Source organism: Pseudomonas sp. PSB11, assembly GCF_014596605.1.
Lineage (GTDB): Bacteria > Pseudomonadota > Gammaproteobacteria > Pseudomonadales > Pseudomonadaceae > Aquipseudomonas > Aquipseudomonas umsongensis.
The window spans coordinates 26277-43421 of sequence record NZ_NOIO01000030.1 but is presented as its reverse complement, the minus strand read 5'-3'; the positions used below and the strand labels follow the sequence as shown (position 1 = coordinate 43421).

The window sequence follows — 17145 nt, the reverse complement described above, 5'->3', positions numbered from 1 at the left end:
GGGTTGTCTATACAAATCTGGAGGGCGACACAAAACAAATGTGGGAGCGGGCTTGCTCGCGAAAGCGGAGAGTCAGTCGACGAAAATGTTGACTGTTACACCGCATTCGCGAGCAAGCCCGCTCCCACAAGGGCTCTACAGCGTGCTTGAGGTTATTTGCAGACCTTGGCAATCGCCTCGGCCAACAGGTCAAGACGCGACGCATCGATCCCCGCCACGTTCGCCCTGCCCGAGCTGACCATGTACACGCTGTGGTTATCCCGCAGGTCTTTCACTTGTTCAGGTGACAACCCGGTGTAGGAAAACATCCCGCGCTGCACGCCAATGTGCGCAAAGCGCTCACGCAAACCGTAAGTCTCCAATGCTTCGAGCAAACCGCTGCGCAGTTGCGCAATGCGCAAGCGCATGGTTTCCACTTCGTCGGCCCAGAGGTTTTTCAGTTCCGGGTCGCCGAGGATGGTCGCCACCACGGCAGCGCCATGATCGGGCGGCGTCGACCACAGGTTGCGGGCGATGTTGGCCAGTTGGCTGCGGATGTCGGTCAGCTTCTCCGCGGATTTCGCGCAGACAATCAGCGCACCGGTGCGGTCCCGGTACAGCCCGAAGTTCTTCGAGCAGGAACTGGTGATCAGGACTTCCGGCAGCTCGGCGACAAACAGTCGAGTCGACCACGCGTCCTGTTCCAGGCCATCGCCGAAGCCCTGGTAGGCGAAATCGATCAGCGGCAGCAACTCGCGCCGACGCACCACCTCCAGCACCCGGCGCCAGTCATCATGGGACAGATCGAAGCCGGTCGGGTTGTGGCAGCAGGCGTGCAGCAGCACCACGTCGCCCTTGGGGGCTTCATTGAGCACGGCAAGCATCGCATCGACGTCGAGACGGTTGTCGCTGCCCACGTACGGGTAATGGCTGACCTTGACCTTGGCCGCGGCGAAAATGGTTTCGTGGATCGGCCAGGTCGGATTGCTCAGCCAGACCCCACGGCCTGGCAGGCACTGGGCGATGAAGTCCGCGCTCAAGCGCAACGCCCCGGTGCCGCCCGGAGTCTGGGTGGCGCCGGCGCGCTGTTCGGCGATCAACTTCGAGTCGGCGCCGAGCACCAACTCGTTGATGACTTTGCCAAAAGCCGCGTCGCCATGACCGCCGATGTAGGTCTTGGTGGTCTGGCGATCCACCAGTCGCGCCTCAGCGAGTTTCACGGCCTGGGGAATCGAGGTCAGGCCCTGGGCGTCTTTATAGACACCCACGCCAAGATCGAATTTGCGCGGGTTGGGGTCCTGCGCATAGGCCTCCATCAGGCCGAGGATCGGGTCGCCGGGCACCCGGCCGATGGCGTCGAAATGCATTATTTTCGGCCCTCGGCGTCCTTGGCCACAACGTCTGTGCGCGCTGCCATGATGAAGTCGTTGCGGTGCAGGCCCTTGATCGAGTGGCTCCACCAGGTCACGGTGACTTTGCCCCACTCGGTCAGCAGGCCAGGGTGATGGCCTTCGGCCTCGGAGATTTCGCCGACGGCGTTGGTGAACGCCAGGGCGTGCTTGAAGTTCTTGAACAGGAAAACCTTTTCCAGCTGCATGATGCCGTCGCGAACTTCGATGTTCCAGTCGGGGATCTGCTTGATCAGGATCGGCAGTTCTTCGTCGCTGACTTGTGGGGCGTCGGCGCGGCAGGCTTCGCAGTGGGCTTGGGTTAATGCGGTCATGATGGGTTCCTGAAATCGTATTATTGGAATTCGGCCGTCAATGTCACCACGCTAAAGCAAAGCGTCGGTTCCGGACAGGCTCACTTGATGCTAAAAGCTGCGGATCACGCGGCTTTTGGTTTTGGCGGAAATTTTGGCGCGTGCAGACCCATCTGCATCGCTTGCTTGACCATGCCCATGATGTCTTCGTGGGCCAGGTCGAACAGGCGCTTGAGGTTCGGCAGCACAAAATACAGCGGTTGCAGGATGTCGATACGGTAAGGCGTGCGCATGCACTCCAGCGGATCGAATGCCTGGTGCTCAGGCTCATCCGACAGGCAATACACGGTTTCCTTGGGCGAAGAAAGGATGCCGCCACCGTAGATGCGCTGGCCTTGCGGGGTGTCGAGCAGACCGAATTCGATGGTCATCCAGTACAGGCGCGCCAGGTACACGCGTTCTTCCTTGGAAGCCTGCAGGCCAAGTTTGCCGTAGGTGTGGGTGAATTCAGCGAACCAGGGGTTGGTCAGCAAAGGGCAGTGGCCGAAAATCTCGTGGAAAATGTCCGGCTCTTGCAGGTAATCCAGCTCTTCGCGGGTTCGAATGAAGGTAGCCACTGGAAATTGCTTGCTGGCAAGCAATTCAAAAAAGGTCTGGAAGGGAATCAGCGCCGGAACGCGGGCGACTTGCCAGCCGGTGGTTTCACCGAGGACCTTGTTGATCTCGCCCAGTTGCGGAATGCGGTCGTGGGGCAGACCGAGTTTTTCGATGCCGTCCAGGTATTCCTGGCACGCACGCCCTTCGATCACTTTCAGTTGGCGAGTGATCAGCGTGTTCCACACCGCGTGTTCTTCAGCGGTGTAGTCGATAAAACCTTGCGCATCGGGCTCACGAGCCACGTATTGCGTCTGCTTCATGCTGCTCTCCTGCTAGGGGATTCGTTCTTGTTATGTACTGCTTTGGACCTAGGAATACCCCAACAATTGCATCGATGCAGCCGGTGGAACGCGTCCTGTGCGGGAAATACGCGGTCAATTCGTAAAGTTTTCGTTACGTATTGGGCGTCATCGCGCAGATGTTGAGATTGGCGGGTAGGAAAAGCCCTTCACCTGTCACATAATCTTGACGACAAAGTGAGCGTTCCTGCAGAAAAAATCCTGCCAGGGGCCTCTTCATCACTGTCCAGGCCTCTATATGCGTATCAAAGTCCACTGCCAGAACCGCATCGGCATCCTGCGCGACATTCTCAACCTGTTGGTCGAGTACGGCATCAACGTCGCTCGGGGCGAAGTGGGGGGCGAGCATGGCAATGCCATTTACCTGCACTGTCCGAACCTCATCAATATTCAGTTCCAGGCGCTGCGTCCGAAATTCGAAGCGATTGCCGGGGTGTTCGGCGTCAAGCGGGTAGGGCTGATGCCCAGTGAGCGTCGGCACATGGAGCTCAATGCGTTGCTCGGCGCGCTGGAGTTTCCGGTGCTGTCGATCGATATGGGCGGCTCAATCGTCGCGGCCAATCGCGCGGCGGCGCAGTTGCTGGGTGTGCGGGTGGATGAAGTGCCGGGGATTCCCTTGTCGCGTTATGCCGAGGATTTCGATTTGCCGGAGCTGGTGCGCGCCAACAAATCGCGGATCAACGGGCTGCGGGTCAAGGTCAAGGGCGATGTGTTCCTGGCCGACATCGCGCCCCTGCAATCGGAGCATGACGACAGCGAAGCCATGGCCGGGGCGGTGTTGACCCTGCACCGTGCCGACCGGGTGGGCGAGCGCATCTATAACGTGCGCAAGCAGGAGTTGCGCGGCTTCGACAGCATCTTTCAAAGCTCGAAGGTGATGGCGGCAGTGGTGCGCGAAGCCCGGCGCATGGCACCACTCGATGCACCGCTATTGATAGAAGGCGAAACCGGTACCGGTAAAGAGTTGCTGGCGCGCGCCTGCCATCTGGCCAGCCCGCGCGGGCAATCGCCGCTGATGGCGCTCAACTGCGCCGGCCTGCCGGAATCCATGGCCGAGACCGAGTTGTTCGGCTATGGCCCTGGTGCCTTCGAGGGAGCTCGGGCCGAGGGTAAGCTGGGGCTGTTGGAATTGACGGCGGGCGGTACGCTGTTTCTCGATGGTGTTGGGGAAATGAGCCCGCGGCTGCAGGTGAAACTGCTGCGTTTCCTGCAGGATGGCTGCTTCCGTCGCGTCGGCAGCGATGAGGAAGTTTACCTCGATGTGCGGGTGATCTGTGCGACCCAGGTCGACCTGTCCGAACTCTGTGCCCGGGGGGAGTTTCGCCAGGACCTGTATCACCGTTTGAACGTGCTGTCGTTGCACATCCCGCCGCTGCGCGAATGCCTCGACGGCCTGACGCCGCTGGTGGAGCACTTTCTCGATCAGGCCAGCCGGCAGATCGGTTGCCCGCTGCCCAAGTTGGCACCCGCGGCCATGGACCGGCTCAGCCATTACCATTGGCCGGGTAACGTACGGCAGTTGGAAAACGTGCTGTTCCAGGCGGTCTCCCTGTGCGATGGCGGGACGGTCAAGGCCGAGCATATTCGTCTGCCGGATTATGGCGTGCGTCAGCCTCTTGGCGACTTTTCGCTGGAGGGTGGGCTGGACGAGATTGTCGGGCGCTTTGAGAAAGCGGTGCTGGAGCGTTTGTATTCCGAGCATCCGAGCAGTCGGCAATTGGGTAAAAGGCTGGGGGTTTCGCATACCACCATTGCCAACAAGTTGCGTGACTATGAGGTGGGCAAGACAGAGTCTTAGCTGATTTTTGCGGTGATAGTGCAGGCCTCTTCGCGAGCAGGCTCGCTCCCACAGGGGATCTTCAGTGCGCCGCAGATCCAATGTGGGAGCGAGCCTGCTCGCGAAGGCGGCGGTGGCCATCGCCCAAGGCCAAGCCTTGCCACCCACCGGCACGACACCGCCGGTTTTTCGTCTCTGACACAATCCCCGATTTCCCTCTAAATACCCTCAAGTCCTTTATTTGCCGGGCTTCGCGCCACCAAAAACAACTTGGTCTGCAAATTGCTTATGCCACGTCAGTACAGCATCGGGCGGCAAACGTCCGGCAGGCAGAGGAAAGCGTGTGGACAAGTACCTTTATGTGGCAATGACCGGTGCCAGCCAGAATGCACTGGCGCAAAAGGCTCATGCCAACAACCTGGCGAACATCTCTACCAGCGGCTTCCAGAAAGACCTGGAGCAGGCCCGCTCGATGCCGGTGTTCGGCGACAGCTTTCCGGCGCGTGCGTTTGCCTTGTCCGAGCGCCCGGCCACCGACTTTACCCCTGGCTCGCTGGTACAGACCGGGCGCGACCTGGATGTCGCCGTGCAGGGCAGTGGCTGGCTGGCGGTGCAGAACCCCGATGGCGGCGAAAGCTACGTGCGTACCGGCAGCCTGGTGGTGGACGCCTTGGGCGTACTGCGCGCTGGCAACGGCATGCCGGTGATCGGCAATGGCGGGCCGATTGCCGTGCCGCCTGAGCAGCAGATCGAAGTCGGCGAGGACGGCACCATCAGCATCCGGGCGATGGGCGAAGGCCCGCGCGTCATGGCCGAAGTCGATCGCATCAAGCTGGTCAACCCGGACATCAAGAACATGACCAAGGGCCTGGACGGTTCGATCCACACCAAGGACGGTGCACCTGCGCAAGCCGATGCCGGGGTCAAGCTGGTGTCCGGTTTCCTCGAGTCGAGCAACGTCAATGCCGTGGACGAGATGACCCAGGTGCTGGCCCTGTCGAAGCAGTTCGAGCTGCACATCAAGATGATGAACACCGCCAAAGAAGACGACCAGGCCATGGCTCGGGTCTTGCAGATCAGCTAATTACCAGAACGTCGCGCCGTAAAACAGGCGCACGAGGAGAATCGAATGCTTCCGGCTCTATGGGTTGCCAAAACCGGCCTGTCCGCCCAGGACACCAACCTGACCACCATTTCCAACAACCTGGCCAACGTGTCGACCACGGGTTTCAAGCGTGACCGCGCCGAGTTCCAGGACTTGCTGTACCAGATCAAGCGTCAGCCAGGCGCCCAGTCGACCCAGGACAGCGAACTGCCGTCCGGCCTGCAACTGGGTACCGGTGTGCGCATTGTCGGCACCCAGAAAAACTTCAACGCCGGCAGCCTGCAAACCACCGAGCAACCCCTGGACATGGCCATCGACGGTCGCGGCTTCTTCCAGATCCTGCAGCCGGACGGCACCACGTCCTACACCCGTGACGGTACGTTCCACCTGGACTCCAACGGCCAGATCGTCAACGCCAGCGGCTTTGCCCTGGAGCCGGCGATCGTCATTCCGAACGACGCCCAGACCTTCACCGTGGGCAAGGACGGCACCGTGTCCATCACCGTCGCCGGCAACCCGGCTTCCCAGGTGATCGGCAACCTGCAGACCGCTGACTTCATCAACCCGGCCGGCTTGCAGGCGGTGGGCAACAACCTGTTCCTGGAAACCGCCGCCAGTGGCGCGCCGCAAGTTGGCACCCCGGGCCTCGCCGGTTTCGGCACCACGCTGCAGAACACCCTGGAAACTTCCAACGTCAGCACCGTTGAAGAGATGGTCAACATGATCACCACCCAACGCGCCTACGAGATGAACTCCAAGGTGATCTCCACCGCCGACCAGATGCTCTCGTTCGTAACGCAGAATCTGTAATCAAGTCTATGAGGCGGCCGTGCGGCCGCCTGCAGCACCGTGAGGTAGGGTCATGAAACGCTTCGTCTCTGTTCTGGCATTGAGTGGGATTACCGCGCTCGCAGGCTGCGTGCCCGTGTCGCCCAAGCCCAATGACCCTTACTACGCCCCGGTGTTGCCGCGCACGCCGTTGCCGGCTGCCGCCAACAACGGTTCGATCTACCAGGCCGGTTTCGAGCAGAACCTGTACAGCGACCGCAAGGCATTCCGGGTCGGTGACATCATCACCATCACCCTGAACGAGAAGACCCAGGCGAGTAAAAACGCCAACTCGCAAATTGGCAAGAACAGCAAGACCGGCATCGGCCTGACCTCGCTGTTCGGTAGCAGCGCAACCACCAACAACCCGTTTGGCGATGGCGACCTGAGCCTGAGCGCCAGCTATGAAGGTGACCGCGCGACCAAGGGCGACAGCAAGGCCGGGCAGGGCAACAGCCTGACCGGTTCGATCACCGTGACGGTGGCGGATGTCTTGCCCAACGGCATCATCGCCGTGCGCGGCGAGAAGTGGCTGACCCTCAACACCGGTGACGAACTGGTACGGATTGCCGGCCTGGTGCGCGCCGATGACATTGCCACCGACAACACCGTGTCGTCGACCCGCGTCGCCGATGCACGCATCACCTACTCGGGCACCGGTTCCTTTGCCGATGCGAGTCAGCCAGGCTGGTTCGACCGTTTCTTCCTCAGCCCGCTGTTCCCTTTCTAGGTGGTCACCTTGCATTTCAAAAGTCTCATGGTGGCCGCATTGTTGATGTCTGCGGCCTTCAACGCTCAAGCCGAGCGCCTGAAGGACATCGCCAGTATTTCCGGCGTGCGCTCCAACCAATTGATCGGTTACGGCCTGGTGGTCGGCCTTAACGGCACTGGCGACCAGACGACGCAAACCCCGTTCACCTTGCAGACCTTCAACAACATGCTCTCGCAGTTCGGCATCAAAGTGCCGCCGGGCTCGGGCAACGTGCAGTTGAAGAACGTCGCGGCAGTCTCGATCAGTGCCGACTTGCCGGCCTTCGCCAAGCCAGGTCAGCAGATCGACATCACCGTGGCCTCCATCGGTAACTCCAAGAGCCTGCGCGGCGGCACCTTGCTGCTGACGCCGCTCAAGGGCATCGACGGCAACGTCTATGCGGTGGCCCAGGGCAATCTGGTGGTCGGCGGTTTCGATGCCGAAGGTCGCGACGGCTCGAAGATCACGGTCAACGTGCCGTCGGCCGGTCGCATCCCCGGCGGCGCGTCGGTCGAGCGCGCCGTGCCGAGCGGTTTCAACCAGGGCAACAGCCTGACCCTGAACCTCAACCGTTCCGACTTCACCACGGCCAAGCGCATCGTCGACAAGATCAACGACATGCTCGGCCCTGGCGTGGCCCAGGCCATCGACGGCGGATCGGTGCGCGTCACCGCGCCGCTGGACCCAAGCCAACGTGTCGACTATCTGTCGATCCTGGAAAACCTCGAGATCGATCCGGGGCAGGCGGTGGCCAAGGTCATCATCAACTCGCGCACCGGCACCATCGTGATTGGCCAGAACGTCAAGGTTTCCCCGGCCGCCGTTACCCACGGCAGCCTGACCGTGACCATTACCGAAGACCCTATCGTCAGCCAGCCAGGTCCGCTGTCCAATGGCCAGACGGCCGTCGTGCCGCGCTCGCGGGTCAACGCCGAGCAGGAAGCCAAGCCGATGTTCAAGTTCGGCCCGGGCACCACCCTCGACGAAATCGTGCGTGCGGTGAACCAGGTCGGCGCGGCACCGGGCGACCTGATGGCGATTCTTGAAGCACTGAAACAGGCTGGCGCCTTGCAAGCCGACCTGATCGTGATCTGAGGACGGCGACCATGGACATGAACAAGAGCGGTCGGGTCAGCAGCAGCGATTCCGGTGCTTTTTCCGACCTGAACCGGCTGAACCAGCTCAAGGTCGGCGACAAGAACAGCGACGCCAACATGCGCAAGGTGGCGCAGGAGTTCGAGTCGCTGTTCCTTGGCGAGATGCTCAAGTCGATGCGCTCGGCCACCGAATCTTTGGGCAAGGACAACCCGATGAACACCGCCGAAGCCAAGCAGTACCAGGAAATGTACGACCAGCAACTGGCGGTTTCGATGTCCCGCGAGGGCGGCGGTATCGGCCTGGCGGATGTGCTGATGCGCCAGATGTCAAAGAACAAGCCGCTGGCGCCGGGTCAAGCGGCAACGCTGTCCGCCGCCAAGCAGGAGGCTGCAAAAGCCGCTGCGCAAACCCCGGTGGCCGCCGGCACAACGGCGCTCCATGGGCCGCTGTCGCGGGTCAATGGCGAACGTCCATTGTGGGCTTCACGTTCGGTCAGCGCACCGAGCGGCGAGGGCGCGCACCGCAATGACATGGCACTGATCAATCAGCGCCGGCTGGCGCTGCCGCCGAAACTGGCCGATCGCTTGCTCGCGGGCCTGGTGCCTTCCGCCACGCCAACCAATGCTGGGGTGGTCAACAAGGCGCCATTGCCCGAGCGCGTCGCAAGCAGCGGTTCCGGCCCCTTGTACAACGGCGACTGGCTGGCCAATGCCCAGGCAGCACAGAGCGGGTCCCTGCAGATTCACGGGCGCGCCATCGCGCAAATCCCCTTGGCGCCAGCGAAAAAAGCCTTCAGCAGCGCCGACGAATTTGTCAACACCATGCTGCCGATGGCCAAGGAAGCGGCCGACCGCATTGGCGTCGATCCGCGTTACCTGGTAGCCCAGGCCGCCCTGGAAACCGGTTGGGGCAAATCGGTCATGCGGGCCCAGGATGGCAGCAGCAGCCACAACCTGTTCGGCATCAAGGCCGGCAGCAGTTGGAAGGGTGATTCGGCACGGGCGATCACCAGCGAATTCAGGAACGGCGAGATGGTCAAGGAGACGGCCGAGTTCCGTTCCTACGACTCCTACAAGGACAGCTTCCATGACCTTGTCACGCTGCTGCAAACCAATAATCGCTATCAAGATGTCGTGAAGTCGGCCGATAACCCGGAACAGTTTGTGCGCGAGCTGCAAAGGGCCGGTTACGCAACCGACCCGGCTTACGCCAGCAAGATTTCGCAGATAGCCAGGCAGATGACGAGTTATCAGAACTACGCTGCGGCGGGCGTTTCCACAACGCCTTTATAGACATAAGGGTCTGAACCATGAGTTTGCTCAACATCGGGATGTCGGGGCTCAATGCCAGCCAGGTTTCACTGGCGACCGTCGGCAACAACATTGCCAATGCCAACACGGCCGGCTATTCACGTCAGCAGACCTCTCAGGTGAGCAACGCCTCGAACCTGTATGGCGGCGTGTTCATCGGCAACGGGACAACCCTGGCCGATGTGCGTCGGGTCTATAACGCCTACCTCGATAACCAGTTGCAAACCTCCACATCGCTGAGCAGTGACGCCAACGCCTATCTCGAACAGGTGAGCCCGCTCGACAAGCTCTTCTCCGACAAGACCACGGGGATCAGTGCGGTGTTAAGCAGCTTCTTCTCATCGGTCCAGACCTCCGCCGGTACGCCGAGCGACACGGCCGCCCGGCAACTGCTGCTGACCAATGCGCAAACCCTGAGTAATCGCTTCAATGCCCTGGCGTCACAGATGGCGCAACAGAACGAGGGTATCAACAGTCAGTTGACGACCTTGACCGGTCAGGTCAACCAGTTGACGGCGTCGATCGCTTCGTTGAACCAACAGATTTCCCAGGCCAACAGTTCTTCCGGCAGTGGCCCGAGCAACTTGCTCGATGCGCGCAATGAAGCGGTGCGTTCGCTCAACGAATTGGTGGGTGTCACGGTCCAGGAGCAGAACGGCAGTTACAACGTTTCCCTGGGGAACGGCCAGCCCCTGGTGCTGGGCAACACATCCAACACCCTTTCGACCGCCCGCTCCGGCATCGACAAAAGCCAGCTGAATATCCAGCTCAACTCGCCGTCTAAAACCAGTGACGTCACCTCCGTCATCAGTGGCGGCAAAATTGGCGGCCTGCTGCGTTATCGCGAAGACGTGCTGGTGCCGGCGCAGAACGATCTGGGCCGCACCGCCTTGGTGATGGCGGACAAAATCAATAGCCAATTGGGCCAAGGGCTCGACGCCAATGGCGAGTTTGGCGCTTCGCTGTTTTCCAACATCAACAGCGCTTCCGCCATCAGTCAGCGCAGCCTGGGGTCGTCGAACAACAGTGCCGGCTCGGGTAATCTGGATGTCACGATCACCCAATCCAGTGCGCTGACCACTTTCGATTATTCGGTCACCTTTACCGCGGCCGACAAGTACACGGTCAAGCGTTCCGACGGCAAGGACATGGGTTCTTTCGACCTGTCGCCGGCAACAGAAATCGATGGCTTCAAGCTGGATCTGAACGGCGGCGCGCTCAGCGCGGGTGATTCGTTCAAGGTAACACCAACTCGCAACGCTGCGAGTTCCATCAAGACCCAGATGACCGACTCGAACAAACTCGCGTTTGCCGGCCCGCTGGTTGCCAACGGCAGCACGAGCAATGGCGGCACCGGCGCATTGACCCCGCCGGTGTTGTCCATGCCGTTGGATATCTATGGCGGTGCCGATCTGGCCGTGCTGCAGGCAGGGATCAAGGACTCGATGCCGGTGACCCTGGCGTTTAAGGATGCGGCCGGCGGCAGCCAGGCCTATGAAGTGTTCAACTCGAAAGGGCAGAGCATCGGCACGGGCACCATCGTCCCCGGCCAAAGCAATGACCTGACCATCAATGTGCCGATGCTCGATGCCTCAGGCGCTCCTATCCCTGGCCAATCGTTTTCGTTCAACACCACGGTCAGTGGCTCGCCGTCGAAGAATGACAAGTACGAAATCGCGTTCAACGCGGACGGCAAGAAAGACAACCGCAATGCCAACGAGTTGTTGGCTCTGCAAACCAAGGCAACGGTGGGCGTGACGGGCGGCAACGCCGGGATGAGCATGACCACCGCCTACAGCCGTCTGGTCGAACAGGTGGGCGCCAAGGCCAGCCAGGCCCTGGGTGACAGCACCGCCAGTGGCGCGATTCTGTCGCGGGCCAAATCCGAAGTCGCGTCGGTGTCCCAGGTCAACCTGGACGACGAAGCCGCTGACCTGGTCAAGTTCCAGCAGTATTACACCGCGTCGTCGCAGATCATCAAGGTCGCACAAGAAACGTTCAGCACGCTGATCAACAGTATTTAAGGGAGTCTTCGACGATGCGAATTTCTACAGCCCAGTACTTTGAGACGAGTGCGGCCAAGTACCAGAACAACTTCTCCTCGATTGTGAAGACTCAGGAGCAGATCACTTCGGGCGTGCGTATTCAGAGTGCCGGTGATGATCCCGTGGGTGCTGCGCAGTTGCTGATGTTGCAACAGCAGAAAGACTTGCTGGGGCAGTACAGCACCAACATGGGCAGTATCAAGAGTTCACTGACCAACCAGGAAAGCGTGTTGGACAGCGTCAACACTGCATTGCAGCGTGCTCGTGAGTTGGCGCTTCAGGCGGGTAATGGTGGTATCAATGATGCTGATCGAAAATCCATCGCCAGCGAGATAGGCGAGATTGAACAGCAAGTACTGGGTTTGCTTAACAGCAAGGACTCGTCGGGCAACTACATGTTTGCTGGCTCGAAAACTTCGATACCGCCCTATGTGCGCAACAACGACGGCACCTACTCCTATCAGGGTGACGACACGCAGTTGAGCCTGCAGGTGTCGGATACCTTGTCCGTGGCCACCAACGATACCGGCAAAAGCGTTCTTGAAACCGCGATGAACTCGGGGCGTACCCAGGCAGTCCTCGATCCATCGAAGCCCAATGACGGTACCGTTTCCGTGTCTGCTGGCCTGGTGCAGTCGAATGCAGCCTACACCCAGAAGTTTTCCGCGGGAGAGCCCTACGAGCTAAAATTTGTAGACAGCACTCATTACACCATCGCGGACAAGGACGGTAACGATATTACGAGCGAGGTGTCTGGAAATGGCACGTTCGACTCGAGCAAAGAGGGTGGCGCGACCATCAGCCTGCGAGGAGTAGAGTTCGACATCTCGTTGCGCCTCAAGGCGCCAGTGGATCCCGCGACCACGCTGCCAATGCCCCCCGATCAAGAGGTCAAGGATCACATCTTTTCGCTGGGCACCAAGCCTGACAGCTTCAATGCATCACGGACCCCGAGCAACGGCTCGACGGCCCAGATCACCGGGTCCGGAGTTACTAACCAGGCAGACTACGTCAACGGCTTTCCAAATAGCGGCGTGGTTATCAAATTCACCGATGCCAGCAATTATCAGGTCTATGCCCAGCCAATGGGCGCAGACAGCAAGGCGATCGGTGGGGGCGCAATGGCCGGTGGCTCGATCACGTTCGCGGGCGTGAAGCTTGATTTTACCGGCGCCCCGCAAGCGGACGATCAGTTCGTGGTGGGGGCCAGCAGCCACCAAACGCAAAGTGCCCTGGACACGTTGAGCCAGTTACGCCAGGCGTTGGAAACGCCCGCCGATGGCAATGTTCTGGCACAGATCAAACTAAAGGACTCGGTGAATGCGGCGATCAGTAACCTTTCCAATGCCAGTGAGCAGGTCGATATCGTTCGCGGCACGATAGGTGCGCGTTTGAACGCCATTGATATCCAGAGCGCCGAAAACGTCAGCATGGGCCTGGCCAACACCAGTACCCAGTCGGCTATTGGTGATACTGATGTCTCAACGGCGTCTATCGACCTGGCGTTTCAGCAATCGCTGTTGCAGGCCTCGCAACTGGCCTTTGTGAAAATTGCCCAGCTGAGCTTGTTCAACAAGCTTTGATTCCTTCTCGATTGCCGGCATCAAAGATGCCGGCAATGTCTCGTGGGTGCGTCCTCGCGCCTGTTTTGCTCAACTATCGCTGGTTTTTTCTTCTCCCGTTGGGCGGTTAAGCGCTTGTTTGTGGCTGGATGTTTTGCGCAAGGCACGCATAATGCGTGACCTGTGAGTCAGATAGGGCATCTTCACTGTATTGTGTCAAAAAGGATGGGCAGGGGTTTGACCCTTGTCGGGCGTGTTTTCAGGGTTTCTGGAGCGTCTGTGCCGTATTTTTTTCGCTCGGTGAAATCCAGTATTGTCGTACCTCTCGGTCATGCGAGCGGTGATCTCCAGCTATTTAGTATTGGGAAGCCACAATGATTGGCATAAAAAGCATTGCCAGCTACGTGCCAGCGAGTGGGCTGGATAACTATGCTCAGGGCGCAAAGTTCGAGAAGGATGAAGAGTTCATCCTCGGGAAAATCGGTTCGGCGTTCCTGCCGCGCAAGGACGCTGAACAGGAAACCTCCGACCTGTGTGTCGAAGCGGCCAATGCGTTGTTCGCCAACAACCCTCAGCTCGACCGTCAATCCATCGACGTGCTGATTGTCGTCACCCAGAATGGTGATGAAGAGGGCCTGCCGCACACTTCGGCGATCGTCCAGGACAAGCTCGGCCTGTCGACCAACGTTGCCGCTTTCGACATCTCCCTGGGTTGCTCCGGTTACGTCTACGGTATCTACGCAATCAAGGGCTTCATGGAAGCTGCCGGGCTGAAGAACGGCCTGCTGATCACCGCAGACCCGTATTCGAAGATCGTCGACCCGCAAGACCGCAACACCACCATGCTGTTCGGCGATGCCGCCACCGCCACCTGGATGGGCGAAGACGCCATCTGGCAGTTGGGCAAGGCCAAGTTCGGTACCGACGGCTCCGGTGCTCCGCACCTGAAGGTTACCGACGGCGTGTTCTTCATGAACGGACGGCAGGTATTCAACTTCGCCCTGCTTAAAGTGCCGGCGCATCTGCACGAACTGCTCAATCAGTCCGGTCTCACGTCCCAGGATATCGATGCCTTCTGCATTCACCAAGGCAGTGCGGCCATTGTCGATGCCGTGGCGCGCCGCTTTGAAAGCGAGCCGGAGAAGTTCATCAAGGACATGGTCGAGACTGGCAACACCGTGTCTTCGAGCATCCCGCTGTTGCTGGAAAAGCACATGTTCGATTCCAGCTGGAAGCGCGTGGCGATCAGTGGTTTTGGTGTGGGCCTGTCCTGGGGCTCGGCGCTGATCCATCGCACCTGACGCGTCATTTAAATAACGCCAAAAAAAACGCCCATGGCCGCGAGGTCATGGGCGTTTTTGCATTCTGGGTCGGCATTTAACGCTTTGAAATGCAAGGGGTGGCACGGTGCTAGTAAAAAAAATCAAAAAAGCCCTCAAGCAACCTGCTTTCACGACGATAACTATTACGAAGGTTCTCTAGGCCACACCCGGCGGTTGCCAGGGCCGGAAGCCGCAGCACCCAACCAACGAGGAATTCGTCATGGCTTTATCTGTTAATACCAACATCACCTCCCTGGGCGTTCAGAAAAACCTGAACAAGGCTTCCGATGCCCTGAGCACCTCGATGAGCCGTCTGTCTTCCGGCCTGAAAATCAACAGTGCTAAAGACGACGCTGCCGGCCTGCAGATCTCCAACCGTCTGACTAGCCAGATCAACGGTCTGAACGTCGCGGTAAAAAACGCTAACGACGGTATCTCCATCGCTCAAACCGCTGAAGGCGCCATGCAGGCCTCCACCAACATCCTGCAGCGTATGCGCGAACTGGCCCTGCAATCGGCCAACGGCTCGAACAGCGATGGTGACCGTGATTCCCTGCAGCAAGAGTTCAGCGCGTTGTCGGGTGAACTGACCCGGATTTCCAGCACCACAACTTTCGGTGGTCGTAACCTGTTGGACGGTTCGTTCTCCAGCACTAGCTTCCAAGTCGGTGCCAACTCCAACGAAAGCATCTCTTTCGGCATGCGGAGCGTTAGTGCCAGCGACTTGAAGGGCACCTATAGCGAGGCCTCCGTCGATGGTGCAACAACCAAGCTAAGCGCGGTTGTCACTGGCAAAGCTGACATCATCAGCTCAAGTGCAAGCGTACAGAGTGCGACTTTCAGCACGGTGGATAATACTCTCACCGCGGCACAGGCAGGTGTTCTGGATATTGGTGGTACAGCGGTGACTTTGGCTGCGGGCGATACGCTCGATTCCATTGTCAGCAAGATCAATACTGCGGCTCCTACTAACGTTACTGCTGCTAATGTCGATGGCAAGTTACAGCTTACTTCGACTGATGCTGCTACTGTAACCGTTGCAGATACTTCCGGTACAGCCGGTGCTGCGCTTGGAGTTAATGGGACTATTGCGATTGGCGGCACTGTTACTGGTTCTCAATTCGCTTCACAAACACAGTTTGGCACTAGTGGTGACCTGATTATTGGCTCCACCTCGATTCGACTCAATGCTACTGACTCTATTTCCAGTGCCATTGACAAAATCAACGCAGAATCAGGGGCTACAGGTGTTACCGCCAAGCTTGAAAAAAATCCTAACGGTCTGACCAGCACGATTAGTCTGACTTCAAAAACTGATTTCACTATCGGTCAATCCACTACCGCAGCCATCGCTACTAAATTTGGTGTTACGCCAGCCAGCGATAATGTAGTAGCAACGACCTCGGGCCTGACCGCAGCTGCATCTATTAAGGTTAATGGTGAAGATGTCGTGCTTGCTGCGGGCGATACGCTTTCCCAAATTGTTACCAAAATTAATACCGGCTCGGGTGCCAATACAGCCACTACTGCTCTCACAGGCGTAACGGCCAGTGCAAGCGCCGACGGTCGCCTGATTCTGACCTCTGCAGATGGCAAGGATGTGAAGCTGGAAAACACCACTGCTGGTGCGCTCGAAAGTCTGGGGCTTGCTTCCGGTAACACTAAGGCCAAGTTGACTGAAGCAACCTCGCTCACTATCAACAATGTGGAAATCAAATTCAACAAGGGCGATGACATGGCCAAAGTTGCCGATGCCATCAACAGTTCGAGCAGTGGCGTGACCGCTAGCGTCTTGAAAGATGGCACCCTTGCACTGGCTGGCAACAAGGACATCACCATCGCCGATGGTAGCAACGGTACCGGTCTGGCTGCACTTGGTCTGACTGCAACCACTACTAAAGCGGTAACAATGGATACTTCCGTTAACGACCTGAACCTTTTGGATGCTGCCAGCGCCCAGCAGGCGATTCAGGCTCTGGACGGCGCTATTCAGCAAATTGACAGCCAGCGCTCCGCGTTGGGTGCGATTCAGAACCGTTTCGACAGCACCGTTTCCAACCTGCAAAGCATCGCGGAAAACTCCACCGCTGCACGTAGCCGCGTACAGGATGCCGACTTCGCTGCTGAAACCGCAGAGTTGACCAAACAACAAACCCTGCAACAAGCCTCCACTGCGATTCTGTCTCAGGCTAACCAACTACCTTCCGCTGTACTGAAGTTGCTTCAGTAATTTCGGCGGTTGGTAAATGACGGAAGGGCGCGGCGACGTGCCCTTCCGTTTTTTCAGATTGTGAGAGGTGCTGGACATGGATATGAGTGTCAAGTTGAACCTGTCTTACCCTGCAATTGCCACGCAAGATAACCAGCCCAACAAGCCGCTAGAGGTATCAGTCGCCCAGACTTCGACCGAGTTCGAAGAGCCTCGGCGGGAAGAGTTGGAGCAAGCAGTCAAGAATATTCAAGAGTTTGTGCAAGCCGTGAAGCGTCAGTTGGAGTTTTCCATTGACGACAGCACCGGCAAGGTCGTGGTCAAGGTCATTGCCACCCAGAGTGGTGAGGTGGTCAGGCAAATTCCTTCGGAGGCTGCCTTGAAACTTGCCCATAGTTTAACCAATGCCAGTAGTCTGCTTTTTGATGAGCAGGCCTGACTTGGCACGAGAATTGTTGCTGTTTGCTTTCAAGCGATGCTTTGTCAATAAAGCGACAGCCA

At 58.8% G+C, this 17145-nt stretch carries 14 protein-coding genes; 11 read left to right on the top strand and 3 right to left on the bottom strand.

The annotated features are described in order from the left end of the window. Window positions 1-152 precede the first annotated feature (152 nt). The 3 genes from CGA21_RS25675 to phhA form a co-directional block, all read right to left on the bottom strand. Window positions 153-1346, bottom strand: a complete 1194-nt coding sequence (locus tag CGA21_RS25675) for an amino acid aminotransferase (RefSeq protein WP_110752697.1) — start codon at window positions 1344-1346, stop codon at window positions 153-155. Continuing rightward, the gene (locus CGA21_RS25670) at window positions 1346-1702 is read right to left on the bottom strand and encodes a 4a-hydroxytetrahydrobiopterin dehydratase (RefSeq protein ID WP_083348425.1); all 357 of its coding nucleotides are present in this window, start codon (window positions 1700-1702) and stop codon (window positions 1346-1348) included. The genes CGA21_RS25675 and CGA21_RS25670 overlap by 1 nt, the downstream gene beginning before the upstream one ends. Before the next feature lie 104 nt (window positions 1703-1806). Further along, window positions 1807-2598 (bottom strand): phenylalanine 4-monooxygenase, encoded by a 792-nt coding sequence (gene phhA / locus CGA21_RS25665; RefSeq protein WP_110752699.1) that lies wholly within the window; start codon window positions 2596-2598, stop codon window positions 1807-1809. Between the two features lie 277 nt (window positions 2599-2875). Between phhA and CGA21_RS25660 the strand changes: the two genes are divergently transcribed. From CGA21_RS25660 to CGA21_RS25610, 11 genes are all read left to right on the top strand, one after another. Next, complete coding sequence (locus tag CGA21_RS25660; RefSeq protein ID WP_020796934.1) at window positions 2876-4435, top strand: sigma-54-dependent phenylalanine hydroxylase transcriptional regulator PhhR; 1560 nt, start codon at window positions 2876-2878, stop codon at window positions 4433-4435. 322 nt (window positions 4436-4757) lie between these two features. Beyond that, window positions 4758-5498, top strand: coding sequence for a flagellar basal body rod protein FlgF (locus CGA21_RS25655; protein ID WP_020796936.1), 741 nt, complete (start codon window positions 4758-4760; stop codon window positions 5496-5498). Between the two features lie 45 nt (window positions 5499-5543). Next, complete coding sequence (flgG, locus tag CGA21_RS25650) at window positions 5544-6329, top strand: flagellar basal-body rod protein FlgG (RefSeq protein WP_008055493.1); 786 nt, start codon at window positions 5544-5546, stop codon at window positions 6327-6329. Window positions 6330-6381: 52 nt separating this feature from the next. Then, window positions 6382-7077: a flagellar basal body L-ring protein FlgH gene (flgH, locus tag CGA21_RS25645; protein ID WP_020796937.1), complete on the top strand. Its 696-nt coding sequence runs from the start codon at window positions 6382-6384 to the stop codon at window positions 7075-7077. Window positions 7078-7104: 27 nt separating this feature from the next. Beyond that, entirely contained in the window at window positions 7105-8193 is a 1089-nt protein-coding gene (locus CGA21_RS25640; RefSeq protein ID WP_033043362.1) for a flagellar basal body P-ring protein FlgI, read from the top strand. A gap of 11 nt (window positions 8194-8204) precedes the next feature. Further along, window positions 8205-9488, top strand: a complete 1284-nt coding sequence (gene flgJ / locus CGA21_RS25635; RefSeq protein ID WP_188265324.1) for a flagellar assembly peptidoglycan hydrolase FlgJ — start codon at window positions 8205-8207, stop codon at window positions 9486-9488. 17 nt (window positions 9489-9505) lie between these two features. Beyond that, window positions 9506-11530, top strand: a complete 2025-nt coding sequence (flgK, locus tag CGA21_RS25630; RefSeq protein ID WP_188265323.1) for a flagellar hook-associated protein FlgK — start codon at window positions 9506-9508, stop codon at window positions 11528-11530. A 14-nt stretch (window positions 11531-11544) separates the two neighbouring features. Beyond that, on the top strand, window positions 11545-13134 hold the full coding sequence (locus CGA21_RS25625; RefSeq protein ID WP_188265322.1) for a flagellar hook-associated protein 3: 1590 nt from the start codon (window positions 11545-11547) through the stop codon (window positions 13132-13134). A 353-nt stretch (window positions 13135-13487) separates the two neighbouring features. Then, entirely contained in the window at window positions 13488-14414 is a 927-nt protein-coding gene (locus tag CGA21_RS25620; RefSeq protein WP_188265321.1) for a ketoacyl-ACP synthase III, read from the top strand. A gap of 241 nt (window positions 14415-14655) precedes the next feature. Then, window positions 14656-16665: a flagellin hook IN motif-containing protein gene (locus CGA21_RS25615; protein ID WP_188265320.1), complete on the top strand. Its 2010-nt coding sequence runs from the start codon at window positions 14656-14658 to the stop codon at window positions 16663-16665. Window positions 16666-16741: 76 nt separating this feature from the next. Beyond that, window positions 16742-17083 (top strand): flagellar protein FlaG, encoded by a 342-nt coding sequence (locus tag CGA21_RS25610; RefSeq protein ID WP_188265319.1) that lies wholly within the window; start codon window positions 16742-16744, stop codon window positions 17081-17083. The last annotated feature ends 62 nt before the right edge of the window (window positions 17084-17145 follow it).

What these genes read in the sequence shown, in the direction of transcription:
- CGA21_RS25660 (WP_020796934.1), top strand. Translation starts at nt 2,876, where the DNA reads ATGCGTATCAAAGTCCACTGCCAGAACCGCATCGGCATCCTGCGCGAC.
- flgG (WP_008055493.1), top strand. Translation starts at nt 5,544, where the DNA reads ATGCTTCCGGCTCTATGGGTTGCCAAAACCGGCCTGTCCGCCCAGGAC.
- CGA21_RS25670 (WP_083348425.1), bottom strand. Translation starts at nt 1,702, where the DNA reads ATGACCGCATTAACCCAAGCCCACTGCGAAGCCTGCCGCGCCGACGCC.
- flgK (WP_188265323.1), top strand. Translation starts at nt 9,506, where the DNA reads ATGAGTTTGCTCAACATCGGGATGTCGGGGCTCAATGCCAGCCAGGTT.
- CGA21_RS25625 (WP_188265322.1), top strand. Translation starts at nt 11,545, where the DNA reads ATGCGAATTTCTACAGCCCAGTACTTTGAGACGAGTGCGGCCAAGTAC.
- CGA21_RS25610 (WP_188265319.1), top strand. Translation starts at nt 16,742, where the DNA reads ATGGATATGAGTGTCAAGTTGAACCTGTCTTACCCTGCAATTGCCACG.
- CGA21_RS25615 (WP_188265320.1), top strand. Translation starts at nt 14,656, where the DNA reads ATGGCTTTATCTGTTAATACCAACATCACCTCCCTGGGCGTTCAGAAA.
- CGA21_RS25620 (WP_188265321.1), top strand. Translation starts at nt 13,488, where the DNA reads ATGATTGGCATAAAAAGCATTGCCAGCTACGTGCCAGCGAGTGGGCTG.
- flgH (WP_020796937.1), top strand. Translation starts at nt 6,382, where the DNA reads ATGAAACGCTTCGTCTCTGTTCTGGCATTGAGTGGGATTACCGCGCTC.
- phhA (WP_110752699.1), bottom strand. Translation starts at nt 2,598, where the DNA reads ATGAAGCAGACGCAATACGTGGCTCGTGAGCCCGATGCGCAAGGTTTT.
- CGA21_RS25675 (WP_110752697.1), bottom strand. Translation starts at nt 1,346, where the DNA reads ATGCATTTCGACGCCATCGGCCGGGTGCCCGGCGACCCGATCCTCGGC.
- flgJ (WP_188265324.1), top strand. Translation starts at nt 8,205, where the DNA reads ATGGACATGAACAAGAGCGGTCGGGTCAGCAGCAGCGATTCCGGTGCT.
- CGA21_RS25640 (WP_033043362.1), top strand. Translation starts at nt 7,105, where the DNA reads ATGGTGGCCGCATTGTTGATGTCTGCGGCCTTCAACGCTCAAGCCGAG.